The sequence below is a fragment of the Nocardia sp. NPDC056541 genome, assembly GCF_042794235.1.
GTDB lineage: Bacteria > Actinomycetota > Actinomycetes > Mycobacteriales > Mycobacteriaceae > Nocardia.
In genome coordinates this window covers 346982-371944 of record NZ_JBHTUD010000005.1, presented here as the reverse complement: position 1 = coordinate 371944, position 24963 = coordinate 346982, and the positions used below count along the sequence as shown (strand labels likewise).

Annotated in this window: 27 protein-coding genes, 2 pseudogenes and 1 riboswitch; of the genes and pseudogenes, 17 read left to right on the top strand and 12 right to left on the bottom strand. The window is 66.0% G+C overall.

Features of this window, described 5'->3' with window-relative positions; all coding sequences use genetic code 11:
• Window positions 1–256: 256 nt before the first annotated feature.
• Window positions 257–793 (bottom strand): VOC family protein, encoded by a 537-nt coding sequence (locus ACFQ9R_RS11710; protein ID WP_378990434.1) that lies wholly within the window; start codon window positions 791–793, stop codon window positions 257–259.
• Here ACFQ9R_RS11710 and ACFQ9R_RS11705 point away from each other — a divergent pair.
• Window positions 696–1064, top strand: a pseudogene (locus ACFQ9R_RS11705) (winged helix-turn-helix transcriptional regulator). The gene ACFQ9R_RS11710 and the pseudogene ACFQ9R_RS11705 overlap by 98 nt on opposite strands.
• Before the next feature lie 28 nt (window positions 1065–1092).
• Here the strand turns inward: ACFQ9R_RS11705 and ACFQ9R_RS11700 are convergent.
• A complete protein-coding gene (locus ACFQ9R_RS11700) occupies window positions 1093–1560 on the bottom strand; it encodes a VOC family protein (protein ID WP_378990393.1) in 468 nt (155 codons plus the stop codon).
• Between the two features lie 108 nt (window positions 1561–1668).
• Between ACFQ9R_RS11700 and ACFQ9R_RS11695 the strand changes: the two genes are divergently transcribed.
• Both ACFQ9R_RS11695 and ACFQ9R_RS11690 read left to right on the top strand, forming a co-directional pair.
• Window positions 1669–2652 carry a helix-turn-helix transcriptional regulator gene (locus ACFQ9R_RS11695; protein ID WP_378990392.1) on the top strand — a complete coding sequence of 328 codons (984 nt, stop codon included), beginning with the start codon at window positions 1669–1671 and terminating at the stop codon, window positions 2650–2652.
• Window positions 2653–2737: 85 nt separating this feature from the next.
• A complete protein-coding gene (locus ACFQ9R_RS11690) occupies window positions 2738–3379 on the top strand; it encodes a hypothetical protein (protein ID WP_378990391.1) in 642 nt (213 codons plus the stop codon).
• An 88-nt stretch (window positions 3380–3467) separates the two neighbouring features.
• On the opposite strand, the gene ACFQ9R_RS11685 is transcribed toward ACFQ9R_RS11690, so the two are convergent.
• Together ACFQ9R_RS11685 and ACFQ9R_RS11680 are read right to left on the bottom strand one after the other, a co-directional pair.
• Window positions 3468–3818: an Lsr2 family protein gene (locus tag ACFQ9R_RS11685; protein WP_378990390.1), complete on the bottom strand. Its 351-nt coding sequence runs from the start codon at window positions 3816–3818 to the stop codon at window positions 3468–3470.
• Window positions 3819–3936: 118 nt separating this feature from the next.
• Window positions 3937–4239, bottom strand: a complete 303-nt coding sequence (locus ACFQ9R_RS11680) for a hypothetical protein (RefSeq protein ID WP_378990388.1) — start codon at window positions 4237–4239, stop codon at window positions 3937–3939.
• 63 nt (window positions 4240–4302) lie between these two features.
• Between ACFQ9R_RS11680 and ACFQ9R_RS11675 the strand changes: the two genes are divergently transcribed.
• The 5 genes and pseudogenes from ACFQ9R_RS11675 to ACFQ9R_RS11655 all read left to right on the top strand — a co-directional run bounded on the left by ACFQ9R_RS11675 (window position 4303) and on the right by ACFQ9R_RS11655 (window position 8160).
• Window positions 4303–4971, top strand: coding sequence for a TetR/AcrR family transcriptional regulator (locus ACFQ9R_RS11675; RefSeq protein ID WP_378990387.1), 669 nt, complete (start codon window positions 4303–4305; stop codon window positions 4969–4971).
• A gap of 124 nt (window positions 4972–5095) precedes the next feature.
• Window positions 5096–5302, top strand: a pseudogene (locus tag ACFQ9R_RS11670) (helix-turn-helix domain-containing protein); the annotation flags it as partial.
• A gap of 15 nt (window positions 5303–5317) precedes the next feature.
• Window positions 5318–5896: an XRE family transcriptional regulator gene (locus ACFQ9R_RS11665; RefSeq protein ID WP_378990432.1), complete on the top strand. Its 579-nt coding sequence runs from the start codon at window positions 5318–5320 to the stop codon at window positions 5894–5896.
• Window positions 5897–6251: 355 nt separating this feature from the next.
• A complete protein-coding gene (locus ACFQ9R_RS11660) occupies window positions 6252–7901 on the top strand; it encodes an alpha/beta hydrolase (RefSeq protein ID WP_378990385.1) in 1650 nt (549 codons plus the stop codon).
• 28 nt (window positions 7902–7929) lie between these two features.
• Window positions 7930–8160, top strand: coding sequence for a hypothetical protein (locus tag ACFQ9R_RS11655; RefSeq protein ID WP_378990384.1), 231 nt, complete (start codon window positions 7930–7932; stop codon window positions 8158–8160).
• Between the two features lie 36 nt (window positions 8161–8196).
• Here ACFQ9R_RS11655 and ACFQ9R_RS11650 read toward each other — a convergent pair whose 3' ends face one another.
• A complete protein-coding gene (locus ACFQ9R_RS11650) occupies window positions 8197–9030 on the bottom strand; it encodes an alpha/beta fold hydrolase (RefSeq protein WP_378990431.1) in 834 nt (277 codons plus the stop codon).
• A 404-nt stretch (window positions 9031–9434) separates the two neighbouring features.
• On the opposite strand from ACFQ9R_RS11650, the gene ACFQ9R_RS11645 reads away from it, so the two are divergent.
• Both ACFQ9R_RS11645 and ACFQ9R_RS11640 read left to right on the top strand, forming a co-directional pair.
• Entirely contained in the window at window positions 9435–10010 is a 576-nt protein-coding gene (locus ACFQ9R_RS11645; RefSeq protein ID WP_378990383.1) for a hypothetical protein, read from the top strand.
• A 167-nt stretch (window positions 10011–10177) separates the two neighbouring features.
• A complete protein-coding gene (locus tag ACFQ9R_RS11640) occupies window positions 10178–10837 on the top strand; it encodes a DUF3159 domain-containing protein (RefSeq protein ID WP_378990382.1) in 660 nt (219 codons plus the stop codon).
• On the opposite strand, the gene ACFQ9R_RS11635 is transcribed toward ACFQ9R_RS11640, so the two are convergent.
• The 4 genes from ACFQ9R_RS11635 to ACFQ9R_RS11620 all read right to left on the bottom strand — a co-directional run bounded on the left by ACFQ9R_RS11635 (window position 10784) and on the right by ACFQ9R_RS11620 (window position 14159).
• Window positions 10784–11623 carry an ABC transporter ATP-binding protein gene (locus tag ACFQ9R_RS11635; protein ID WP_378990381.1) on the bottom strand — a complete coding sequence of 280 codons (840 nt, stop codon included), beginning with the start codon at window positions 11621–11623 and terminating at the stop codon, window positions 10784–10786. The genes ACFQ9R_RS11640 and ACFQ9R_RS11635 overlap by 54 nt on opposite strands.
• Window positions 11616–12455 carry an ABC transporter permease gene (locus tag ACFQ9R_RS11630; RefSeq protein ID WP_378990380.1) on the bottom strand — a complete coding sequence of 280 codons (840 nt, stop codon included), beginning with the start codon at window positions 12453–12455 and terminating at the stop codon, window positions 11616–11618. The genes ACFQ9R_RS11635 and ACFQ9R_RS11630 overlap by 8 nt, the downstream gene beginning before the upstream one ends.
• A complete protein-coding gene (locus tag ACFQ9R_RS11625) occupies window positions 12433–13455 on the bottom strand; it encodes an ABC transporter substrate-binding protein (protein WP_378990379.1) in 1023 nt (340 codons plus the stop codon). Before ACFQ9R_RS11625 ends, ACFQ9R_RS11630 begins: the two co-directional genes overlap by 23 nt.
• Window positions 13452–14159 (bottom strand): TenA family protein, encoded by a 708-nt coding sequence (locus ACFQ9R_RS11620; protein ID WP_378990378.1) that lies wholly within the window; start codon window positions 14157–14159, stop codon window positions 13452–13454. Before ACFQ9R_RS11620 ends, ACFQ9R_RS11625 begins: the two co-directional genes overlap by 4 nt.
• Window positions 14150–14246: riboswitch (TPP riboswitch) on the bottom strand. (Overlaps the previous gene by 10 nt.)
• Before the next feature lie 165 nt (window positions 14247–14411).
• On the opposite strand from ACFQ9R_RS11620, the gene gndA reads away from it, so the two are divergent.
• Together gndA and ACFQ9R_RS11610 are read left to right on the top strand one after the other, a co-directional pair.
• Window positions 14412–15857, top strand: coding sequence for an NADP-dependent phosphogluconate dehydrogenase (gndA, locus tag ACFQ9R_RS11615; RefSeq protein WP_378990376.1), 1446 nt, complete (start codon window positions 14412–14414; stop codon window positions 15855–15857).
• A gap of 324 nt (window positions 15858–16181) precedes the next feature.
• Window positions 16182–17390, top strand: a complete 1209-nt coding sequence (locus ACFQ9R_RS11610) for an alpha/beta fold hydrolase (RefSeq protein WP_378990375.1) — start codon at window positions 16182–16184, stop codon at window positions 17388–17390.
• A 13-nt stretch (window positions 17391–17403) separates the two neighbouring features.
• Here the strand turns inward: ACFQ9R_RS11610 and ACFQ9R_RS11605 are convergent, their stop codons facing one another.
• Window positions 17404–18051 carry a TetR/AcrR family transcriptional regulator gene (locus ACFQ9R_RS11605; RefSeq protein WP_378990374.1) on the bottom strand — a complete coding sequence of 216 codons (648 nt, stop codon included), beginning with the start codon at window positions 18049–18051 and terminating at the stop codon, window positions 17404–17406.
• A 76-nt stretch (window positions 18052–18127) separates the two neighbouring features.
• Here ACFQ9R_RS11605 and ACFQ9R_RS11600 point away from each other — a divergent pair, with 76 nt between their 5' ends.
• The 5 genes from ACFQ9R_RS11600 (at window position 18128) to ACFQ9R_RS11580 (ending at window position 21486) form a co-directional block, all read left to right on the top strand.
• Window positions 18128–18508, top strand: coding sequence for a DUF1761 family protein (locus ACFQ9R_RS11600; RefSeq protein WP_378990373.1), 381 nt, complete (start codon window positions 18128–18130; stop codon window positions 18506–18508).
• A 25-nt stretch (window positions 18509–18533) separates the two neighbouring features.
• Complete coding sequence (locus ACFQ9R_RS11595) at window positions 18534–18821, top strand: DUF1905 domain-containing protein (protein WP_378990372.1); 288 nt, start codon at window positions 18534–18536, stop codon at window positions 18819–18821.
• Between the two features lie 160 nt (window positions 18822–18981).
• Window positions 18982–19941 carry a non-homologous end-joining DNA ligase gene (gene ligD / locus ACFQ9R_RS11590; RefSeq protein WP_378990370.1) on the top strand — a complete coding sequence of 320 codons (960 nt, stop codon included), beginning with the start codon at window positions 18982–18984 and terminating at the stop codon, window positions 19939–19941.
• Window positions 19942–20487: 546 nt separating this feature from the next.
• Window positions 20488–20814, top strand: coding sequence for a hypothetical protein (locus tag ACFQ9R_RS11585; protein ID WP_378990368.1), 327 nt, complete (start codon window positions 20488–20490; stop codon window positions 20812–20814).
• A gap of 75 nt (window positions 20815–20889) precedes the next feature.
• Window positions 20890–21486 (top strand): hypothetical protein, encoded by a 597-nt coding sequence (locus ACFQ9R_RS11580; protein WP_378990367.1) that lies wholly within the window; start codon window positions 20890–20892, stop codon window positions 21484–21486.
• 261 nt (window positions 21487–21747) lie between these two features.
• Here the strand turns inward: ACFQ9R_RS11580 and ACFQ9R_RS11575 are convergent, their stop codons facing one another.
• Together ACFQ9R_RS11575 and katG are read right to left on the bottom strand one after the other, a co-directional pair.
• Window positions 21748–22233, bottom strand: a complete 486-nt coding sequence (locus tag ACFQ9R_RS11575) for a hypothetical protein (RefSeq protein WP_378628534.1) — start codon at window positions 22231–22233, stop codon at window positions 21748–21750.
• A gap of 497 nt (window positions 22234–22730) precedes the next feature.
• Entirely contained in the window at window positions 22731–24962 is a 2232-nt protein-coding gene (katG, locus tag ACFQ9R_RS11570; RefSeq protein ID WP_378990366.1) for a catalase/peroxidase HPI, read from the bottom strand.
• Between the last annotated feature and the right edge of the window lies 1 nt (window position 24963).

Below are 24963 nucleotides of genomic sequence, written 5' to 3'. Positions count from 1 at the left end.
CGCGAGTACTCGCACCGTCCCTCATCTCATCGCGGGCCCCGCACGTGCACTCCGGCGCCGACTTCATCGCGACGGCCATCAGTACCGCCGCGACCCCGGGCATGGAGGGGGCGGCGCCGGTGCCATCCCGCGACCCGGGTCGAAGCAAGTATCGATGCGGCGAGCGGCCCCTGTCACTGCATCCTCCGGAGAATTTCCGCCGGAGAACTTGTCGTAGCGACAGGATTCTGAGTTGGAGTCGAGCGGCCCGCCGCTGTCAGTCGAGCACGTGCGAGCGGATGCCGGCTGCCCACTGCACGTATTCGACGTTCGTGCCGTCCGGGTGGCGCGCGTACACCACCCGACCTGTCGCCGAGACAATTGGTCCGCCGGTGATTTCGCCGCCGATGTCGGTGACGAACTGCCTCGCCGCGTCGAGGTCGTCCACGATCACCGGTCCGATGGTGTCGCGGTATGCGCTGACCGCGTCTTGCGGCCCGGCGATGAGAAGGAAGTCCCCGACTGCCGCGATGTCGGCTCGTTCGAAGCGGAAGCGCAGATCCGCCGGGGTTCCGACGAGCTTTTCGTAGACGGGAAGCGCTTGTTCGAGGTCGGTGACAAAGAGTCGGGCGTAGGTCTTGAGGATCTTCACCGCCACGACGGTACGGTCGATGTTTGTCGCAGGTAAGTACGCACTTCGAGGTGAGAGGCTCCACATGGCCGTCGACGATGAATCCGTGCGGCAAGCGCAGGCGGCCGCTGTCGCTCGCCGAATCTTCGCGACGCTGTCGACGAAGTGGGCATTGGCGGTCATCGAAGCGATCGGAACGCGCGAGCGACGTTTCGCCGAGTTGCATCGGTCGGTCGACGGCATCAGCTACAAGATGCTCACCCAGACGCTACGTGGGTTGTAAGCTGACGGAATCGTCGCCCGCTACGACCACCACTCCGCCAACCCCCGCGTCGACTATTCGCTCACCGCGGCCGGGATCGACCTGCTCACGACCGTGCACGAACTGTGTGGCTGGGCGCGCACGCACCTGGAGTCACTGCTCGCCGCCCATCCCACCGCGGACCCTCGCTGACCGATCACTGTGCACCCCGAACCACGGCTCAAGCCGGGACGTACTCGGCTGCCACGTCGAGAATCCAGGTGACGTCGAAGCGATCGCTCAGCATCCCGAAGGCGGGCGCCCACTGAGCTGGGCCGAATGCCTCGATCACCGTCGCGCCCTCGGCGAGGCGTTCCCACAGCGCGCCGACCTCCTCGACGGTCTCGCCGCGCACCGAAAGGAAGAACCGCTCCTCGGTGATGGTGGTGCCGTTGTCGCGGCGGGTGGTGGGCGCGGCCGCAGCGGCAGGGGAGTCGTGGCCGGGCACGTCGTAGGCCATGACCCGGAATCCGTTGTCGGCAATGACCTGACCGAACACCACCTTGGCGGCGTCGGGCAGTTCGGTCGGCATGCCGAAGTCGGCGTAGGTGGCGAGGGTCAGCCGGCCACCGAATACCGACTGGTAGAACTCCAGGGCCGCACGGGCCTGGCCGTGGAAATTCAGGTGGGCAACAGTATTGACCGTCATGTCTGATCAGTGTCCCTTCGAGTGGTGTGCGCCGCCGGGGGGCGACGAATTCCACACTGTCACCGGTAGCGGACAGGGAATGTCCGCTACTCCTGGCAATCTGGAACCATGCCGACATCGACTTCGACGGCGACTTCGCGCCGCCTGCTCTCGCTGCTGTCTTTGCTGCAGGTCCGCAGGGACTGGCCAGGAGCTCTATTGGCCGAGCGGCTCGACGTCAGCGCGCGCACGGTGCGCCGCGACGTCGACCGTCTGCGCGAGCTCGGCTATCCCATCCAGGCGATCAAGGGCCCCGAGGGCGGCTACCGGCTGGAGGCAGGCAGTGAACTACCGCCGCTGTTGTTCGACGACGAGCAAGCCGTCGCGCTCGCGGTGGCGTTGCGCATCGCGGTCGGGACCGGGGCGGGCATCGAAGAAGGCGCCGCGCGAGCCCTCGCCACCGTGCGACAGGTCCTACCGGCGAGGTTGCGGGCGCGAGTCGACGCGCTCGAGCTCGCCGCGAGCGGTGCCGATATCCAAGTCGACACCCGAATTCTGGTGGAACTGAGCACCGCGATTCGATCCGCGGCGGAGGTGCGCTTCGACTATCAGGGGTCTGCACACACAACCGAGTTGCGCGCGCCGCGCCGCGTCCAACCCCATCATCTCGTGGTTCGGAACGGGCGTTGGTACCTGATCGGCTGGGATCCTGAGCGCGCGGGCTGGCGGAGCTTTCGCGTCGATCGGATGAGTTTGCGCATCCCCCACGGCCCGCGCTTCGCAGCTCGGGAGTTACCAGGTGGAGACGTCGTCACGTTTCTCTCCGCGCGGTTCAAAGGCTCTGGGAGCGACGATGTCTGGCCGTGCAACGGTGAGGTAATCCTCGATCTTCCCGCCACCCGGGTCGCTCCGTTCGCCGGTGAAGCAGTCGTGGAGGCGCTGGGCGAGGGGCGCACCAGGCTGTCGATGGGTTCGTGGTCCTGGGCGGCGCTCGCCGCGGCACTGGCGCGTTTCGACACCGACATCGAGGTCATCGGCCCCCCAGCGCTACGCGATGCCTTCGCGGCGCTGTCCCGTCGCGCCGAGCGGGCCGCGCGGGCGCCGTCGGTGTGATCAGGCCGCCGAAGTAGTGGGTGCGAGATCTTAGGATGGCGCGTGGGCCCGCGATGGTGGGTGCCGTCGAGATGAGGAGCCGGTTGTGTCGGACACGTTTGTCGTTGCTGCTCGAATTCCCATGGAGCGACAGGCATTCGAGCAGTGGTTGGCGACACCGGCGCCGGGGCCGGAGACCATCGAGAATCACGGCGCGATGTTTGACGGGTGGTTCTGGGACGGCAAGGCGCCGGATTGGCGGCAGGCCGAGGAGGGGATCACGCCTCGGGAGTACTTCGCCGACTGCTTCGGGGAGGACACCGGCGGGCTGACCTATGTACTGAGGTATCGGGACGGAGCGCTCGAGGCGTATTTGATGCACTTCGGTTTTTGCGAGTCGAACATCTATACCGCGCTGGTGATGCTCGCCGCAGCGGGGCGGTTGAGCTCTGACATGGCACCGAGCGCGGTGTTGTTCTGGGCCGAAACCAGCGGGTCGATGTTCGCGGCGGATTCGGGTGGGTGGCTGGCGACGCTGTTGGTGGGTCTCGACCGGGCGCGGTTCGCCGCCGATTTCGATCTCACGGCGACGATCGCGGAGTTGCGGCCGGCTGAGGCGAGCTATTTCGATCTACTCGTCCGGTTGGCAGAGGTGCAGGAATCGGTCGGTGCCGAAAGTGAGTCGAGTTTTGCCGCGATCGCCCGTGATCCGCGGTATGTGGATGCTGCGGTCCTCGCCGAGATCTGAGCGGGGAGCGGTGCTGGACCCGGACGTTTGACTGTGTCCGGGTCACCCGTCGCAGGCGGCGAACGTTCAGCACGACAACGGTCGTGCTTTATGCAGACGCTGCGTCGTATGCGGCGATAACGTCTGCGGAGATCCGTCCGCGAGTCGATACCGGGTGGCCGTTGTTGCCGGCCCACGCACGAATGGCGGTGAGATCATTGCGTCGAATCGGTGTGCTCGCCGCGGTTTTCGCGGAGAGTCGACCGGTGGAAGTCTTGGTGCGGCCGATTCGGCGGGCGTAGGGAAGCCACTGGTCGAACGTTTCGCGCAGTTTGGTGGCATTGGTCTCGGACAGATCGATTTCGTAGGCGACTCCGTCGATTCCGAATGTGACGGTCTCGTCGGCTTCGGATGTGCCGTCGAAGTCGTCGATAAGGCTGACAATGATTTTGCGCGCCATGGGAATCCTTCTCATTCGGGTGCGGAGGTGTCCCCGGATCGTAGTAGCCGAATGCGGGTCGAGTGCGCCTAGTGCCAGCGCACAGGCAGCAGAAGGGCGCGAAGCGCAGCGTCGATGGTCAGGTGTCCTTCGCGATCAGGAGCGAGCCGGTGGCGTGGACGACAGTGAGGTGTTGAATCGTCGGCTCGCCGGGACGGGCGCCCGCGAAGGCGGCATCGACGGCGGGGTGGATGCGTTCGTCGAAGGCGCGAGCGCAATGCGCCTCGGACTCCCACACGTCGATATAGCGCAGTCCGCCGTCGTCGCGACGCACGCACAGGTGCAGTAGCGAGCCGTCGAGTGGTTCCGGGCCCAGTCCTTCGATGATCCGGTTGTAGAGCTCCTCGCCGATAGGGACATCTTGAATGTAGGCATAGACCATGGCCGGATCCCTTCTGAATTCACCCGAATAGGTATCGGATGAATATTGGTAGAATAGGCGCCGATGAGCGAGAACGTCAAGGCAGACAAGCGTCGATACAACGCCCCTCGGCGCGCCGCGCAGGCCGCGGATACGCGTCACGCGATCCTCGCGGCGGCGCGAGCGCTGTTCGTGGAGCGGGGCTATGCCGCCACCACGGTGGCTGAGATCGCCACGCACGCAGGTGTCTCCGTGGACACGGTCTACGCATCGATCGGACGCAAGCCGGTATTGCTCCGAGAGTTGGTCGAGACTGCTCTGTCCGGGACCGATCGTGCGATTCCGGCTGGGCAGCGCGAGTACGTGCGGGCAATCCGAGAGGCGAACGGGGCCGAGGACAAGATCGCGATCTACGCCGACGCGCTGGTCATCATTCAGCAACGCCTCGCGCCGATCTTCCTGGCGCTGCGCGAGGCGGCGACGACCGACGCGTCGTGCGCGCGCGTATGGGCCGAGATCAGCGAGCGCCGCGCAGCGAACATGCGTGAATTCGCTGCAGACCTGCGCAGTACAGGGCAGTTGCGCGAGGATCTGTCCGACGACGAGGTCGCCGACATCATCTGGAGCATGAACGCCACCGAGTACTGGGTACTGCTCGTAGGCGAACGCCATTGGACGGCAGAGCGTTTCCGTGACTGGCTGGCCGATGCCTGGATCCGACTGCTCCTGCGCGATCGGCAGGTCGCGCGGTAGCGCCGCACAGGAAAGCACCCTTGTCACCGGTCCGAACCTGCGTGTTCCGGGCCGGTAACGTGCTGTGGTCGCTATCGTGCAGGGCGTAGGCAAGGCTCGAACGGGAGTGAGTGCCGTGAACCAAATGACCAGGTCGCACGATCCGGAACTGCTGACGCTGCCGACATTCGGCAGCTTCCTGCGGTGGTTGCGTGACGAACGCCGAATGTCACGCGAGCGACTGGCCGTGTCGGCAGGAGTCAGCGCCAGCTATGTCACCCACCTGGAATGGGGTGACCGGGATCATCCAGCGCGTGCGGTCGTCGAATCCTTGGTCGACTGCCTGGGTCGAGCCCGTGCGTTGACGATGACCGAGCGACGGCACCTGTTCGACCTGGCAGGGCTGCCGATCACGTCGACCCCCACGGTTGAGCAATTGCGCGCCCGAATCAGCGACGACGCGCTTCGTATACTCGAAGCGCAGCGCGGCGGAGTGGCGGGATATTTCGACGCCCGCGGCAATATCCTGGCGCTCAACAGCGCCGCACAGTCGATGTTGCCCGGGCTGCGCGTCGGGGAAAATGGGCTGCACTGGTTGTTCGGGAACGAGATTGCCCGGCAGGTCTTCGTGGACTGGGACACCGTCGCACAGGCGACGGTGAGCGGATTACGTGGCCGAATCGGCACTTTCGGTCACGCCGACTGGCCAGAGCAGCTTCTCGACGAGCTCGGTGCCTACCCGGAGTTCTGCTCGATATGGAACGCCGGCGAAGTGACGTTCACCTCGGAGCTGCCGCCGATCCGACTCCGCGAATCAGGGGCGCCACGACCGGTCAGTCTCTTCGTTCAGGTGTTCGACGTCGATGTCGTGGATTATCCGGGCTGGTTGCGCGCCTTTGTCGGGATTCGCCGCGACCTTCCGATGGCGAGGGTATCGAACGTGTAGCAGACCGATCTTTGCCGACCACCGTCGAGGCCCGATGCTCCGGTCGTCGACCTCGACGTGCGGCGCCTTCTCAGGATTTTTTTCTGTCCAGTGGTTGTACTGGATGGGGCTACCACGTTTGACCCGCGTTCAGCTCACATATCGGTGTCGATTGCCCGAATTCCGCGTCGTGGCATCACCGGGTCGTATAGTTCACACCACTGAAAGAATCCCGGACCAGGCCTCGTGTCGGCTTGATTGCACGACAGAGCTGCACCGGGTTCGGTAGTGAATTCCGTGCGCCGGTGGGTCGTTGGCCGATCACAGGGGAACAAATGAATTCCACGCGAAGATACCACCGACGTCGGGTCGGCTGATGAGCAGCAGATCCGATGCCGCGATGCCGACCGGTCGGAGATTCCATTTCGGTGGGGCCGTGGGGGCGTTGGTATTGGTGTGGTTGTCGCTGACGCCGTCACTGCTGCCCAGAGGACCGCTGTTCCAAGGAATCGTCACCGGTGCCGCCGCTGCCTTCGGCTACGGACTCGGCATCGCGGTCGCGGCCCTGATCCGGTGGATGCTGCAACGACAGCGTGGGCCCGCGCCGTCGGTGGCGTGGTGGGCGTTGGGCATCGTTGCCTGCCTCGGATCGGTCGCGGTGCTGGTCTGGTACGCCGATTGGCAAAGTGATCTGCGTTCGCTCATGGGCGTGAGCGGACTTGCCTGGCACACCTATCCGATCATCGTGGTGATCGCCGCCGTCGTGTTCGCGGTATTGATCGCGATAGCGCGGTTGTGCTGGGCGCTGTCGCGAGGGGTCGGTGGGCTGTTGGCACGGGTGATGCCGCCGCGCGTCGCGGCGGTGCTCGGCGGTGTGGTGGTGGTCGCACTGGCTGTCGCCGCGGTCAACGGGGTGGTCGCGGACGTGGCGATGTCGATGCTCAACGAGACATTCAAGGCCGTGAACGACGAGAGCTCGCCCGATACCGAGGAGCCCGTTCTCGCGGAGCGGTCCGGTGGTCCCGGCTCGCTGGTGAGCTGGGACTCGCTGGGCAGGCAGGGTCGGATCTTCGTGTCCAACGGTCCCACCGCGAGTGAACTGACCGCGTTCAGCGCAAAGCCCGCGCGCGAGCCGATTCGCGTCTACACCGGCCTCGATTCCGCGGAGAGCATCAGAGCCGAAGCAGATCTCGCGGTTGCCGAGTTGCGTCGGGCCGGTGGATTCGAACGAGCGGTCCTCGGTGTCGCGACCACCACCGGAACCGGGTGGATCAACGAGTCGACTGCCTCGGCGTTGGAGTATCTGGCCAACGGTGACAGTGCGTTGGTGAGTATGCAGTACTCCTACCTGCCGAGTTGGCTGTCCTTCGTCGTCGACCAGGAACGAGCTCGACAGGCCGGTCAAGCACTGTTCGAGGCGGTGCACGCCGAGTGGGACCTCTTGCCGGTCGATCGCCGGCCGAAACTGGTGGTTTTCGGGGAGAGCCTCGGATCTTTCGGCGGCGAGGCGGCGTTCTCCGGTATCCAGGACATGGCGGCCCGTACCGACGGCGTCCTGTTCGTCGGTCCTACCGCCACCAACCCGGTGTGGCGCGATGCCACCGCACGACGAGACCCGGGTTCCCCGCAGTGGCTGCCGATCTACCGGGACGGGCACACGGTGCGATTCGTCGCTGACACGCCGGATCTCGCCCGTCCCGGCGCCGTGTGGATCGCACCCAAGGTGGTCTATCTCCAGCACGCCTCGGACCCGATCACCTGGTGGACACCGCGACTGCTGTTCCAGAAACCTGACTGGCTCACCGAGGAACGCGGTCGCGATGTCCTGCCGAGCACCCGCTGGATCCCGGTGGTGACGTTTCTGCAGGTGTCGGCGGACATGGCAGTCGCGGTCGATGTGCCGGACGGGCACGGCCACACCTTCCAAGCCGACATCGCCGATGCCTGGGCCGCGATCCTGTCACCGGCCGACTGGACCGTCGCCGACACCGAGCGTTTACGAGAGATCCTGCGTGGCGCCGAGTGAACGCCACCCCGTCGAAAGGAGGACTCTGATGAACGACGCCGCCGGAAAGCGGTCCCTGCTGAGTCGCGTGTCACCAACCCAATGGGTCGCCATCGGGTTGAGCATCTTCGCCGTCGTGTTCGTGTTGGAGAACAGAGGAAAGGTCACTGTCGAGATCCTGTTGATCACGGTCAGTTCCCCGATGTGGCTGATCCTGTTGGCGATGTTCGTCGTCGGCTGGATCGCCGGAGTTCTCACCACCCGTCGCGCCCGCAAATGAATGCTCGGCCGGTCGCCGGTGCCGCGGTCGGTTCGGCTATCGAACCGTGTCCGCGGCCTCCGCGATGGTGTCGGCGACGGCGATCGGCTGGGAGACCAACGAGGCATGCGAGGAGCTGATCTCGCGGGTGGTGGCCGCGGCACGTCCAGCCATGAACCGTTGCGCGGCTGCGGGGATGACGCGGTCCTCACCCGAGATCAGGTACCAGTTGGGTGTGCTCGCCCACGAGGGTGAGCCGGAGGGCTCCAAATTGGCGTTCAGTGCCGCCGAGTGCTGATGGGCATACATGTTCGCGGCGGTCTCGGCGCTGACGTCTTGGGCGAAGATGTCGCGAAAATACGGTTCCTCGATGTAGCCGTCGACATTCTTGCCCGCGATCCCGGTGGGGTCGTCCACGACCCGTACCTGCAGTGCGGGTGGGAGCAGTTGGCTGCCGGGGAACCGGATGGGGTCGATCAGTCCCAGCACGAACTCACCCTGCGCCGGGGCGAATGCCGCGATGTAGACGTTGGCCTTGACCTTGGGGTCGTGGGTGTTGGTGATGACCGACCCGCCGTAGGAGTGCCCGACAAGCACAACCGGGCCGTCGATGGAGTCGAGCACGCCCTGCAGCGCCTGCGCGTCGTTGCGCGGCCCGCGCAGCGGGTTGTCCACTGCGACAACACGATAGCCGCGTCCGCGTAGCTCGGCGGCGACGCCATCCCAGCTGGTGGCGTCGGCGAAGGCGCCGTGCACCAGAACTACGGTGGGTTCGCCCGGGTCGGCGGTCGCGAGTGCGGGGACGAAGGGGCCGAGCGCGACAATCGCCGCTGCCACGACGCTCAGCATCCGGCGCCGGCGCGGATTCGCAACGTTGGTCGACGAGGACATGATCAGTTCACCCTTACTTTCGATCGAACGGGTCCAGGCTTCGTAGTTCACCGGCACCGTGAGACGCGGGTGCCTCACCCGGATGAACCTGGCGGCATCGCGGGCGTCCATCGTGTTCCTCACCGGCCCGGTGAGACCGAACCGGATCGCACTCGGATACAGCAGCACGACGTCGACAACGAGTCGGCGGGCCACTTGCTCGAGTCCCGAAAATACACTGAGTGATCCGACATCCCGACCGCGACATGCGATCGACCAGCCGCTAGTCGCGAATCGATGGTTCGTGCCCATGAGAAGTCGGCTGAGCGGTGGCCCAGGTCCGCTTGTTCGGACCGCAGCGGCGCTGAGTTCTCCTGATCGAAGGAAGACGCGCGCATGTCGGTGGTCGTTTCTACAATTTCGGCGTGACGCTCACCCTCGCCGACCTCGTCGGCTATACCGATCGTGGCCTCGACGCCGATCTCGCCCGCTGGTTCGGTGACGGCGAACCTGTCGTCGTCTCCGCCGGAACTCGTTCGGTGGAACCGTTTCTCGAACGATTGCCCGCGGCCGGCGCTGCCGCACTCGCGGCCTTCGACCGCCGGGTCCGTTCCGGTCGGCTGCCACAGTTCCTCGACATCTTCGACTGGTCCTACGCTTTCGACTTCGCCGGCAACGGCTGCGGAATTCTCGATGCGGACTACACGACCGAACTGACCGACGAGGACGTGTTCTCCCTCGGGGCCGACGGCGGCGGCAACCTCTACGTCGTGCTCACCACCGGTCAGGTCGCGGTGTGGTTTCACGAGGAAGAGGTTCTCGAGGGCGGGACCCGCTTCGACAACCTCGACGTCTTCCTCTGGTCGTATGTGCGCTACCGCGCGGTGCGCGCGGGCAAGCTCGCCCTGTCGGAGGTGGAGGCCGACTTCGCGGCGCTCGGCCAGGACGGCGCGCTCGCCGAGGATCTCGGGTTGCTGAGTCTGATGGAACCCATGCGCTGAGCACCGCAGGTCATCCCGAGCCGGTTGTCGTGACAGATGTCATGTCGCATCCATGAGGGTGTCATCGGAAAAGGTGTTGGCGCGCACTGGTTTCCGACCTTCGCGGCGACGAACGTTGGAGCTGTTCCTCGCACAACACCTTTTCGCGCAACCGCTTGGAGAGCACGATGATTCAGCCCGAATCCCACCGCGACGTCGACGAGTCCGCCGCCTCGCGTGTATCGACGGCCGACCCTGCACAGCGGCTGGTCGACCAACTCGGCGGCACCACGGGAATGATCTACACGGCGATACCGGTCATTGCGTTCGTCGTGGCGAATGCGCTGGTGGCACTACCTATTGCCATCGGGTCCGCCGTCGCCGTCGCGGTGGTGATCATGGGATGTCGGATCGTTCGCGGTGAGCCGGTCGTCCAGGCGAGCGGCGGGCTCGTCGGCGTCGTCGTCGCCGGTGGCGTCGCCGCGTGGACCGGCTCGGCGGGCGGATTCTTCCTGGTCGGCATCTGGGCCAGTCTGGCCGGTGCCGTTGTCGCGCTCGTCTCGCTGCTGGCACGCCGACCACTGACCGGCGTGCTGTGGAACATGCTGCACGGCAACGAGTTCGCCTGGCGGCAGGACCGCCCGTCCCTGCGCGGGCACGATATCGCCACCCTCGCCCTCGCCGCGGTGTTCGCGGCACGCTACTTCGTTCAGGGCTGGCTCTACGACATCGACGCAGCCGGGTGGCTGGCCACCGCCAAGATCGTCATGGGTACACCGCTGCTGGCGCTGGCGCTAGTGGTCGTCGTCTGGGCGTTTCGTCGCTCGACCCAGCGACTGCTCGAGTGAGCGACGCGACTCCTCGTGCAGGATCGCGAGCAGTTCTTCCTCCAGCGCGACGAATTCGGGGGCGGTGATCATGGACAACCCGCGCGGGCGCGGCAGGTCGATGCGCAGTTCGCGGCGCACGGTGGCCGGCCGCGCCGACAGCACGATCACACGGTCCGACAGGTAGACCGCCTCACGGACATCGTGGGTGATCATCAGGACCATCCACCGGTAGCGCTGCCAGACCTCCTGCAACCACGACTGCATCTCGGTGCGAGTCAGGGAGTCGAGCGCGCCGAAAGGCTCGTCGAGCAACAGCAACTCGCGCTCCTGGACGACGGTGCGCAGCAGTGCCGCCCGCTGTCGCATCCCGCCCGACAGCTGAGACGGGCGGGCGTCCTCGAAACCGGACAGGCCGAATATCGGAAACAGTTCGCGCGCGCGGCGCCTGGCCTCTGTTTTCGGGACACCCTGCACACGCAAACCGAGAATGGTGTTGTCGAGGACGGTTCGCCACGGGAACAGCAGGTCTTTCTGCGGCATATAGGCGCAGTGCGACGCGGTGTCTTCGCCGTCGGCCGTGTGGAAGCCGACGCTGCCGGAGTCGGGGGATTCGAGTCCGGCCAGCATGTTGAACACCGTGCTCTTGCCGCAGCCGCTGGGGCCGATGACCGTGACGAACTCGCCCGATCGGACCGCGAACGACACCCCGCCCAACACCTCGAGGCCAGGGCTGCCACGACCGGGCTGGGGGAACGACTTGGTGAGTCGGTCGACGACGATCCGGTCGCCTTCGGTGTCAGTCACGCCGGCTCCTGTTCTCCGCGCGCGCCCACGGCGCGACGAGGCGCTCGACCGCGAACGTCGTCAGGTAGAGCGCGATACTCAGCAGCGCGGTCACCAAGACCGCCGCCAGCACCAGATCGGTGCGGAACGAATTCTTCTGCAGGCTCATGTAGATGCCGAGACCGACACTGGCGCCGACATATTCGGCGAACACCGCACCGACGACCGCGTAGGTGATCGCGATCCGCAACGAGGTGAAGAACCGCGGCAGCGCGGAGGGCAGCCGCACATACCGGAACTCCTGCACGCGGGAGGCGCCCATACTGCGCAGCAGCGCGCCCGCGTCACGGTCGGCCGCGGCGAACCCTTCGATCAGGCCGATGGCCATCGGGAAGAAGGTGACCAGCGCGACCACCAGGATCTTCGGCAGGAGACCGAACCCGAACCAGATGATCATCAACGGTGCGATCGCGACGATCGGCACGGTCTGCGACGCCACGAACAACGGCACCAACGCGCGTCGCAGCCAGGGTGAGAAGTCGACGATCACCGCCAGTACCCATGCCGCGCTCAGCGAGACCGCGAAACCGATCAGCGTCACCTGCAAGGTGGCGGCCGCGTGGGTGGCGATCTCGTCGCGATGCGCCCAGCCCTGCTCGACCACCCGCACCGGCGAGGGCAGCACCTGCGGACGCACACCGCTGGTGATGACATAGATCTGCCACACGGCCACGAGGACCGCCACCGTGACGATCGATGGCACCGCCCACCGGATCCCTGCCCAGCGACCGGGCCGGTCGCCGGACAGGACTTGCGCGTCTACGGACCCGTCACGGGTTGGCAAGGTAGTCATCGGTGAAATATGTCGACCAGTCGGGCTCGGTGGTCAGTGATTTACCGTCGGGCCCGTTGAGCAGGCCACTGCGGTACAGGAATCGCGAATTCGCCGACCACTGCTCCACGGTCTGAGTACCGACTCGCCCGTTCGGGTCCTTCATGAACTGGTCGGCCAGCATGCGCTGACTGTCGAAGACCAGCTTCTCGTCGTTGAACGCGCCCGGGTTGGCGTCGATGAGGTCCTGGGCGGCGGCGTCCGGGTTGTCCGCGGCGAACTGGTAGCCGCGTTGCAGGGCCTGGACGAACTTCTTCGCACGGTCGGGATTCTCGGCGAGCCAGCCTTCGTTGGCGTCGATCACGATGGCGTAGGAGTCGGGGAATCCGAAATCGGTGTAGCGGAAGTACTTCATCGGGGTGCCGTGGTGTTCGGCCTCGATGCCCTCCCACGCCAGATACGAGACGGTGAAGTCCGCTTTCCCGGAGTAGACGGCCTCGTACGCCGACGATCCCAGCATGACGGAGGTGAATTCGCCGGTGCCGCCGTCGTTGCGGATGACCTGTGCGAGTGACTCCTTCTCACCCGGGTCACCGAAACCGGCGTAGGTCTTGCCGTCCAGATTCTTCGGGCTTGCGAGGTCGGCACGGTCGGCGCGCACGCCGATCCCGGTCGCCCAGTGCTGCAGGGGTGCGAGCACCGACTGGATGCGCGCACCCGAGGCGCGGGCGAACGTCGACGAATTGTGGGTACTGATCCCGAATTCCGCGTTCCCCGCATCGACCACCGTGTCGACCGAGGTGTTGTTGTAGGGCAGCACCTGCACATCCAGACCGGCGTCGGCGAAGTAGCCGCGCTGCAAGGCGACATACAACCCGGAGTGGTTGGTGTTGGGCGTCCAGTCCAGCGCGAAGCGGATGGTCTGATCGGAGCCGCCGCCCGAACCGCAGGCGGTGACCAGCGACAGGGTCGCGACGGTGGTTGCCATGACCGCGAATGCGCGGCGCAGCCGCCCGCTCATCCGGCAGGCCAGGGCTGCGGGTGCAGGGCGGTGTCCCAGAACATCAGCTCGTAGCGCACGGCGAGAATGAATGCCTTCTCCATCGCCGCCCGCTCACGCTCGCTCGCCGACTCGGCGGCGGCGTCGACCAGCGATCGCGCCGTGGCCGCGGCCTGCTGGAACTCTTCCGCGCCGTAGGTGGTGACCCACTGGGCATACGGGTGGGCGGCGTCGGCGGCGATCACCTTCGCGGCACTCTCGGCCAGGCCGCGTCCCACGTCGGCGTAGATCCAGAAGCAGGGCAGCGCGGCCGCCGCCGCGACCGCGTAGGACTCGGTCGCCGCGGCGGCGATCAGGTAGGAGACGTAGGCCAGGCAGGTCTGGGAATGCTCCGGCTCGCCCTGCCGCGGGGGCAGCGCTCCGCCGGTGAGCATCTGGTCGTGCATGGCCGATTCGACAGCAGCGGCGTTCGCGGACGAGGTGGCCCAGAAGGCCGCGGTCTGCGGGTCCGGTGACTTGGCGGCGAGAATCGCCAGCGCCTTCGAATACCCGGTCAGATACAGCGAATCCTGCTCGATGTAGGTCCGGAACACCTCGAGCGGCAAGGTGCCCTCGCCGAGGTGCCGCAGGAATTCCAGTTCATCGATCGCGCTCCGCAGGACCTTGGTGCGGTCCCAGAGGTGATCGGTGAACAGGTCTGTATTTGTGGTGTGGGCGTGCAACACCGTGACATCCCTTCGTCAGCATTACCTGAACAGGTTCAGCGGGTCTGTTCTCAGCCTCGCGGTCGCGAGACACCCCGTGTCAGAACTCGACCGACACTAGCAGCGACCGCCGACACGCGGGCCGGGCCCGGTTCGCCGTGTAGCCCCGGTCACGGTGGTAGGTGTTCGGCGGCGAACCGGCACCCAGTAACTTGCCTGCCAAGGAGTTCGTCTTCTGCACCCATCGAATCGCCGAACGAAGAGAGCTGATCAATGTCGACCTCTACCGCGCGTGCACACATCGGTGTCACCGGCCTGGCAGTGATGGGCAGCAACATCGCCCGCAACTTCGCCAAGCACGGCTACACCGTCGCGCTGCACAACCGTTCCGTGGCCAAGACCGACGCACTGCTCGCCGAGCACGGCGGTGACGGCGATTTCGTCCGCACCGAGACCGTGGAGGAGTTCGTCGCGGCGCTGGAGAAGCCGCGACGGGTGCTGATCATGGTCAAGGCGGGCGAGGCGACCGACACCGTCATCGAGGAGCTGGCTGCCGTGATGGAGCCGGGCGACATCATCATCGACGGTGGCAACGCCCTCTACACCGACACGATTCGCCGCGAGGCCGCCATGGCCGAACGTGGCCTCAATTTCGTCGGGGCAGGCATCTCGGGTGGTGAGGAAGGCGCGCTCAACGGTCCCGCGATCATGCCGGGCGGGCCCAAGGAATCCTACGAATCGCTCGGCCCGCTGCTCGAGTCGATCGCGGCGCAGGTCGACGGCACGCCGTGCTGCACCCACATCGGCCCCGACGGTTCCGGACACTTCGTCAAGATGGTGCACAACGGCATCGAATACGCCGATATGCAGCTGATCGGTGAGGCTTACCACCTGTTCCGTGACGCGCTCGGTTTCGACGCCGGGCAGATCGCGGACGTGTTCACACAGTGGAACTCCGGGGACCTGGAGAGCTATCTGGTCGAGATCACCGCGCAGGTGCTCGCGCAGGTCGACGCGAAGACCGGCAAGCCGCTGGTCGACGTCATCGTCGACGCCGCCGAGCAGAAGGGCACCGGCCGCTGGACGGTCAAGTCCGCGCTCGATCTCGGTGTGCCGGTGACCGGCATCGCGGAGGCGGTCTTCGCCAGGGCGCTGTCGGGTTCGCGTGCCCAGCGCAAAGCCGCGGTGGGTCTCGCCTCGGGCACACTCGCCGACAAGCCCACCGATGTCGAGCAGTTCACCGAGGACATCCGGCAGGCGCTGTACGCGTCCAAGGTCGTCGCCTACGCACAGGGCTTCGACCAGATCGCCGTGGGCAGCGCCGAGTACAGCTGGGATCTGCACCCCGGCGATCTGGCGACGATCTGGCGCGGCGGCTGCATCATCCGGGCTCGGTTCCTGAACCGGATCAAGGAAGCCTATGAGCAGGACCCCGCCCTGCCGAGCCTGATCCTCGCGCCGTACTTCCGCGAGGCCATCGAGACCGCGATCGACAGCTGGCGGCGCGTGGTATCCACCGCCACCCTGCTCGGTATCCCGGTCCCGGCGTTCGCGTCCTCGCTGTCGTACTACGACGCACTGCGCGCAGAGCGCCTGCCCGCCGCGCTGACCCAGGGCCAGCGTGACTTCTTCGGCGCGCATACCTACGAGCGCATCGACGCCGACGGCAAGTTCCACACTCTGTGGAGCGGTGACCGCAGCGAGGTCGTCGCGGGCTGAGCTCTGACTGCCGGTGTGGTGAATCTCGGGGTCGGCCAAGGGAAACCGAGGATTGACCCGCTGGTGGTTTGTCGCTGATGATGGTCGTGGACCCAGGCGGCAACCCGCCCCGCGTTACTGACACGTCCCCGTTCGGGACGCAGGACGCGGGGCGGGTGTCGACCCGAATTCCGAAGTCTGCGACGAAACCACACAGCGTCATTCCCGACGTTCGCCGAGGAGCATCATGAATGCGACCGAACCTGCTGCGCGCAAGGACAATCCGCGACCGAACGGTGTGCTCACGGACGGCGGTGGCCTCGATTGCCGGCGATCGGTTCACTCATGACCGACGTGAGTATCGCCCTGGGTGATGTCACCCTGCGGGGCACCGTGACCGGCGCGGGCCCGACGGTGCTGTTGCTCCATGCGGGAGGCGAGGATCGCGGCGTGTGGGCACCGGTCGCGTGGCAGATCGCCGCGGCCGGATTCCGGGCGGTGGCCTTCGATTTGCGTGGACACGGCGACAGTACGGGGGAGGCGACCGTCCTTCGGGCGGTTGCCGATGACGTGGCCGACATGGTGCGGCGTGAGCCGGCCCCGCTCGTGGTGGTGGGCGCTTCCGTCGGCGGGCTCGCTGCCATCGCCGCGCTCGGCGAACCGGATATTGCCGGTCGTGTGGCCGGTCTGATCCTTGTCGATGTGGTGCCGAATTCCGATCCGGATCGGGTACGCGCCTGGCTCAGTGACAGCGGGCTTCGCGATCAACGCACCGAACTGGTGGAAGACAGCCTCGCGGCGGGGCCTGCGCTGCATGCGACGGCTGTCGGTTCGGAAGTGCCGATGCTGCTCGTGCGCGGCGGACGGTCGCCGCTCACCGACGCCGAAGTGGATCGGTTCCTCGCCAATCGTCGTGTCACGGTTACCTGTGTGCCGGAAGCCGGACACCTCGTCGCCCGGGAGGCTTCCGAAGAGCTCGCACGCATCGTCTCGGAGCACGCAGGCACCTGGCTCGCTACCGCCCACGCTGTTCAGAGCGCATTCGACCTGCAGCGGGTTCTCGGTGCCGAAGAGATCGAACATCCCGGCGGAACTCTGCACGCTCACCTGCGCCGGGTCCACGCCCTCGTGGTCGAATGGAACGCCACGCCGCGAACCCGTCTGGCCGCGATCTGCCACGCGTCCTATGGCACAGACGGATTCGCTGTCGAGCTCCTGCCGACAACCGATCGGCCGCGGCTGGCGACCGTGATCGGGCACGACGCCGAGCGCCTGGTCTATCTCTACGGCGGATGCGACCGCGAACGGACATACCGCGACCTCGGGCGAGAGCCGCTGTCGGTGATCGACCGCTTCACCGGCACTTCCACGCTGGTCGGGGGTGCTGAACTGCATGATTTCGCGGTGCTGACGATCGCCAACGAGCTCGATGTCGCACGCCACGCGCACTTGCCGCCATCCGCGCGGACCGGGATCCGAAGCCTTGTCCTCGCGCTGGCGAGCTACGCGCCCGACGAGGCGGCGCGAGCGCTCGCGGACGAGGCGCTCGCCTGAGGGCGTGGCCGCATCACGGACCGCCGAGCTCGGATGCGGTCAGGGCAGGTCGGTAAGCGGCCAGGAAGAGATCTATCGCTGCGCCGGGGGGGTTCGCCGATATTGCTGTGGCATCGAGCATTCGGGCGTTCAGCGGTGCGCCCACGACCAGCCAGGTGAGCTGTTCGGCTGCGGCCCGGGGGTCGGGGATCGCGAGCACGTCGCGTGCGTCGAGTGCCTGCAGCGTGGTGGCGAGAGCGCCGATATTGCGGACCCAGCTCTGGTGCAGATATGTCGCCCCGACCTCGGGCAGGCGGGCCGCCTCGGCGGTGACCAGCCTGCGCATTTCCACCACGGTCGGCGAGAGGACGCCGGCCAGCAGCGTTCGTGCCCAGACGAGTAAGCCCTCGCGGACATCCTCGGCGGACTCGAGTTCGGTGAGGGCGGGTCGCATCGCATCACGCCCGGCGGCGGTCCAGTGCTCCACGACCGCGGCGAACAAGCCCTCTTTCGACGGATGTTCGCGATACAGCGATGTTTTGGAGATCCCGGCGCGTGCGGCGATCTCGTCCATCGTCGATCCCGCGAACCCGCGCTCGAGAAACACCTCGCGGGCGACGGTGAGTAGTTCGGCGCCGGACTTCCCGGGTGGCCGGCCACGGCGTCGAGCAGAAGAGGTCATGCTCCCCATATTAGTACTTGACAGTACTTATTCATCCTCCTAGATTAAGTACTGGATCGTACTCAAGGAGTTGGCCATGATAGTTGCAGGTGTCGTCGTTGCGGCGGTCGTCTCGTTCGTCATCAGCGCGGTGCTGTACGCGACACCGCCGATCGCCGCGCTCGTGTCGAGGACGAGTACCCCGCGTCCCGGAATCGGCATGCCGGTCCAGATGCTGTTCGTGGTGCTGCGGGGGCTGCTGGCCGCGGGGGTGCTGGCGGCGCTGCTCGTCGCCGGCGATCGGCATGGCATCGCCGCCGGGGCGGCGGTAGGTGCGATCGTGGCGGTACTACCGGTGACCATCCTCGCCGGCGCCATCGTCCACGAGAACGTGCCGATACCGACCACTCTGGTGCATATGACCGACTGGGTCCTGAAGTTGGTCGTCAGCGGTGTCGTGCTCGGCATGTTCGTCTGAATCCCGAACCCCGACAGGAGCTCTCATGAACACCGCACCGGGACCGATCGACATGACGTTCACCGCTGTCCTCGGAAAAGTCAGGGCGGGTGACACGTGGACATGCGTGCAACTGCCCGACTCCGCGCGGATCTTCGGCACCCGGGGCCTGGTCAAGGTGAAGGGAACGGTGGACGGTGTCGCGTTCACATCGTCGTTCATGGCACTCGGCGACGGCACCCACAAGCTTCCCGTCGCCGCCGAGATCCGCCGCCGCATCGGAAAGACCGATGGCGACGAAGTCACCGTCGAGCTGACTGAACGATTGAGCTGACAGACGGTGGCGCGGTGCCCTGCTTGGGGCGCAGTGGATCCGGGGACGGCCGCACGGTGGCCGAGTTGGTCTTCGCGACATCGGCGCGTAACGCACCAGGGCTATGCTGAATGTTTGCTGACGGTGTCCAGGGGATCGATCAGGTGATGGTGAGGCCTGTATGACCCGATTGCCGCACTATGCCGCGATGCTGGCCACGGCGGGTCATCTGCCTGCCGACGGTGACCGCTGGGCATACGAAGTGAAGTACGACGGAATCCGGGCCATTGCCTATATCGATGACGAACTGCGGCTCGAGTCGCGCAATGGCAACGACATCACCGTCGCCTGGCCCGAGCTCTCCGGGCTCGCTCCGGCCGAGCTCGGGTTCGTGGTCGACGGCGAGATCGTGATCGAACACGCGGGCCGATCCTCGTTTCAGGCATTGGCGCCGCGAATGCACCAGCGCAACCCAGCCGCTATCCGCGCCCTTGCGCAATCGACTCCGGCGACTTACATGATCTTCGACCTTCTCCACATCGGCGACCGGCCGCTGATCGAATTGCCCTATGCCCAGCGACGCGAGCTCCTCGAACATCTCGGGTTGACCCGCCCGCATTGGCGCGTCCCGCACTTGCTCCCCGGTCCCGCCGCAGACGCCCTGGCGATCTCGCAGGAACTCGGACTGGAAGGCATCATCTGCAAGCGTCGCAACAGCTGGTACCTGCCCGGGCAGCGCAGCCCCGCCTGGACCAAGGTCAAGAATGTCACCCACCAAGAAGTCGTGCTGATCGGTTGGAAGAAGGGCACCGGTCGCCGTGCCGGGCAGATCGGATCCTTGCTGGTCGCCGTGCCCGATGATCGCGGCAGCCTGGAATACGCCGGCAGTGTGGGCACGGGGTTCACGGCCGCGATGCTCGCCGATCTCTCCGAACAGCTCGCACCGCTGCACCGTGCTGATCCGCCGGTGTCGGGCATCGACCGTACCCCGGACGGGGTGTCGTGGGTGCAGCCGAAACTTGTCGGGGAAGTGGCGTTCACGGAATGGACCGACGACGGCCGGTTGCGGCATCCGAGTTGGCGAGGTCTACGTTTCGACAAGGATGTCGACGAGGTCGAAACCCCGACCGGGCGCAACTGACCGTCCGCGCGCGTATTTGTTCGGTGCTGTTCTCTCGGGGGGCAGCGCAGATGTCGATGCCTGGCTGCTATCACTGCCTCGGGTCGGTGGATTGTGTTCGAGGTGTGCCGGTCTGCAAGTGGCAACGCAAGTGAATGAGAATTCATGCTGGAAGTGCCGAGTGTGATTCGGGCCAGGGATTCCAGCGGGAAGCAAATGGTGCGACAGGTTACTCGAAGTCATGTCGTGCCCACATTCGTCACGATTGCATAAACTACGCCGGTGAAATTCTTGCCTGTCCGATGCGTGAAGTGCCTGCTTGCCGCGTGTGACCTCGTATCAGGGAAACCTGCCAATTGTCACCGGCAAATAACGGCCCTCCGGGAGGTGAGGGAATTTCTGTTTCTGCTTCCATCGACTTCCACCATCTGGCACTGTATGGGTCACCGAGATCGCGGCACCGATTGCGGCGACCGCAAATCTCGGCTGAGCTCCTCGTCGTTATAGGGGGAATGAACGGGCGCGTAAGAGAAATGGTCCGGCTGGGGTAGCCGGGTGGGAGGATTCATGGTCTACATCAGAGCTCACTTCGATAATCGGTTCGCGCTACAGGAACACGGTGACGGTCCGCGCGGCATCTCCGAGGAACGCGGCGACGAGTTGGCGCCGTTGGCGCCGCTGGCCGTCATTGTGTCGTTCGTGCTCGTGGCGGCGGGATGCATCGCGTCCTCGGCAATGGGGGAGTGGACCCGTGACTATGGGGCAGAGCTCGTCGTCATCGCCTTTTGCCTGCACATGTTCCTTTCGGCTCTGTTGGGTTCGTGGGGACTTCGCAGGTGGCTGCAGACCACCCGGATCTGGCGTCGGTTCGAGCACCGATCTCTGCGCGACTGAGTCATATCCGCCTCAGTACTACTGCACTAGGAAAATCCGCGGCAGCCCGCGTGGATGCCATGAGTGGGAGGCGTTGTGAGAAAGTCCGTCGAAGTACCGATCTTGTCCCGGCGCGTCACCGAAGGCGGCCAGATCGTGGTCATCGAGGTGAGTCGGCCGCGACCGGTTGGCGGGAAGGTGGAGTGCGCCTATCGGCTGGCGGACACGCGGCGCACCACCGAAGGCCCCGATTCGCTGGCGGCGCTCTACCGGGCTCTGCTCGAGATCGGCGACTTGCTCGCGCAGGCGAATCGCGGCGCGTCGGCGCGGTTTGTCGTCCCGGCGAACCTCGGCTTTCCGGTACCACCCGCTGGTGATCGACCCGAGGCGGTGGATGACGCCGATGTTGTGGCGACGCAGACGATCATCCACGCAGGCGACCGGCACACGATTGCCATCTGCCGGCCTGTACAGACCGGCGGCGGGGACGGCATGCTGTGTCTGTTTCGGGTCGACGGCGAAACCTGCGCGATCGCGAGAGGGTGGGACGGTGTCGACGCGGTGCTGAACGCGGTGTCGATGATCGGCGCAAGGTTTCGTCTCGCCACGGATTGGCCGTTGTCGCCGGCCGGAGGTGCATTCGCGTCAGAGGTGGCGACCGTAGTCGCGACGGGTGCTCCAACCGCGATCTAGGCACCAGCTCTTGTCGTCGCGGGGTCCGGTGCTGCTGTGAGCACCCATCGACACGGTGGCCTCGGCTCCTGCCTCGCCGGCCGTGGTTGGCGGTTGCCGGGGCCGTCGTCTGGGGCAGCGTCCGAACGGGACGCGCTGGTCCCGGCAACCGCCCGCCGACCGGTCAGGAGTTCGGTCATCCTGTCCCCGGTGGCGGTCTCTGGTTTACAAGCGGGCGATACCCCGGTGTGTCGCTTCGAAACGGGGAGACCCAGCAGATTTCTATGTCGCCGCGGCCGGCCAGCTGATGGTGGGCCACGACTTCGGCAGGTTGACCGAACCGTCCAGGACCAACCGCACCAGGTCCTCGTAGCCCTCCCGCATCTCGGCCAGATGGTGCCAGGCTCGATGTCGCTGGGCGTCCTCGGCGTTGTGGAGCGCCCAGTGGGCATAGGTGGCGGCTTCCGCGACCCGGCCGATCACCCCGCCCACCGTGTCGATTCCCCGCGGAGCGCCGGGGCGTGGCCGCGGAAGCTGCGCGGTGATCCACACATCGATGGTGTGCGCGACTTCCGCGATCTGACGACCGACCCAGACGGCGGACGGTTCGGCCAGCCAGTCCCGATACAACGACCCGAGGGTGCGAGCCCAGCGCGCGAGCGGCTGATCACAATCGGCGCCCCCGTTGATCGCGGCAAGCAATTCCTGCGGCGAAAGAAACGGACCGTGCTGAGCCGGCGCCGGGTACCACGAATCCGGTGCGCTCACCTGCGCTCACCGGACAGGCCTGCCCCGAGTAGACACTGCTGTGGAATTGCGGAATTCAGATTTCTGGCACCGGACAAAGCAAGCTCCTGATCAAGCACACATCCGCATGAACGGGTCGACCCAGCGGACAAGCAGGGTTCCGATCCTGCGCACGGTCCCGCACCGGCGCCGCGAGGGTCTTTGCAGAATCCGATATTCGTATCCGTCAAGCTATCAGGCGGCAGACGTGGTCGCTGCAGCCGGTGCACTCTCTCAAGAAACATTTAATAACGTGCCCCGACCAGGGAATCTGCGGCAGATTTGGCGGCCGGGCGGTAACTCCTGACTGCACAAGGCCTTTCGCCGAAGGGCGTTCTCCGGAGCCGCTTCACCGACGACCAGCGCGGCCGAGGGGCAGCAGAAGTTCGGCAAGTAAGCGCTCGAAACGAATCGAGCCGACCGGGACACCCGGTCGGCTCGATCGTGGGCGCCGACGGCAATCATCGGCGGTCGAGAGGTCAGCGCAGATCGAACCGATCGTTGTCGACCACCTTGACCCACGCGTCGACGAAGTCGTTCACGAACTTCGCTCCCGCTGTGTTCTGCGCATACACCTCGGCCACCGCGCGAAGCACCGAGTGCGAGCCGAAGACGAGATCGTTGGCGGTGGCCGTCCATCGCTTCTCGCCGGTCCGCCGGTCGACACCGTCGTAGACGTTCTCCGCCGACTCCGAGGCCTTCCACTCCGTGCTCTGGTCGAGCAGATTCACGAAGAAGTCGTTCGACAGCACGCCCGGCCGGTCGGTGAAGACACCGTGTGCGCTGCCATCGTAGTTGGCGCCGAGCGCACGCAGGCCGCCGATCAGCACCGTCAGCTGCGGCGCTGTCACGTCGAGCATGTAGGCGCGGTCCAGGAGCAGACGCTCGAGCGGCGCCTTCTCGCCGGGACGCACGTAGTTGCGGAAGCCGTCTGCCCGCGGCTCGAGCACATCGAAGGTGTCGACATCGGTGTTCTCCTGCGTGGCGTCGGTGCGCCCGGGCGAGAACGGCACGGTGATCTGATGACCGGCATCGCCGGCTGCTTTCTCGATCGCCGCCGAACCGCCCAGGATGATCAGGTCGGCCAGTGACACCGCCTTGCCATCGGGAGCAGCGGCGTTGAAATCTCGCTGGATCTGCTCGAGAACCGGCAACACCTTCGCCAGCTCGGCGGGTTCGTTGACGTCCCAGTCGCGCTGTGGTTCGAGCCGGATCCGGGCGCCGTTCGCGCCGCCGCGCTTGTCGGTGCTGCGGAAACTCGCGGCCGAGGCCCACGCCGTCTTGACCAGTTGCGCGACCGACAGACCGGACGCGAGCACCGTGTTCTTCAGCGCGGCGATGTCCTGGTCGTCGATCAGTGCGTGGTCGACAGCGGGAACCGGGTCCTGCCACAGCTGCGCCTCGGGCACCCACGGGCCGAGATAGCGGCTGAGCGGACCCATATCGCGGTGCAGGAGTTTGTACCAGGCCTTTGCGAACGCCTCGGCCAGCTCCTCGGGGTGCTCGAGCCAGCGTCGGGTGATCTCCTCGTAGATCGGGTCTTCGCGCAGGGACAGGTCGGTGGTCAGCATTGTCGGGGTGCGCGCGGGCCCACCGAACGGATCAGGGATAAGGCCTTCGCCCGCACCGTCTTTCGGCTTCCACTGCCAGGCACCGGCCGGGCTCTTGGTGAGTTCCCAGTCGAACCCGTAGAGGTTCTGCAAGAAGCCGTTGCTCCACTGGGTCGGGGTGGCCGTCCACACGACCTCCAGGCCGCTGGTGATGGCGTCCTTGCCCTTGCCCGTGCCGTGCGTGCTCTTCCAGCCCAGACCCTGCTGCTCGAGCGGCGCGGCCTCGGGCTCGGCGCCGACCAGACTCGCATCGCCCGCACCGTGGGTCTTGCCGAAGCTGTGACCACCGACGATCAGGGCGGCGGTCTCCTCATCGTTCATCGCCATGCGAGCGAAGGTCTCGCGGATGTCACGTGCCGCGGCCACCGGATCAGGTCTGCCGTTGGGCCCTTCCGGGTTCACATAGATCAGGCCCATCTGGACCGCGCCCAGCGGGCCCGACAGTTTACGGTCGCCGCTGTAGCGTTCGTCGCCGAGCCAGGTGTCCTCCGGGCCCCAGAACACTTCCTCGGGCTCCCAGATATCGGGTCGGCCGAAGCCGAAGCCGAACGTCTGGAAACCCATGGACTCGAGGGCGACGTTGCCGGTGAACACGAGCAGGTCGGCCCAGGAGATGCTGTCGCCGTACTTCTGCTTGACCGGCCACAGCAGCCGACGAGCTTTGTCGAGGTTGGCGTTGTCGGGCCAGCTGTTGAGCGGGGCGAAGCGCTGGGCGCCCTGACCGCCGCCGCCGCGTCCGTCGGCGATGCGGTAGGTGCCGGCTGCGTGCCAGCTCATCCGGATGAACAGGCCACCGTAGTTGCCGTAGTCGGCGGGCCACCAGTCCTGCGAGTCGGTCAGTACCGCGGCGATATCGGCTTTGAGGGCGTCGACGTCGAGCTCGGCGAATGCCGTGGCGTAGTCGAAGTCCTCGCCCAGTGGGTTGGACTTGGACGAGTGGGCGTGCAGGACCGAGACGTCGATCTGTTCGGGCCACCAGTCCTTGTTGGAGTGGGGGCGACGGTCGGTGTCCGCGGTGGGCGAGGGGATCGCCGGGTTCTCGCTCTCGCTGTTGCTGAGAGTTTCGGCGTCAGGAGCGGGTGGGCGGCTATCGGAGGTCACG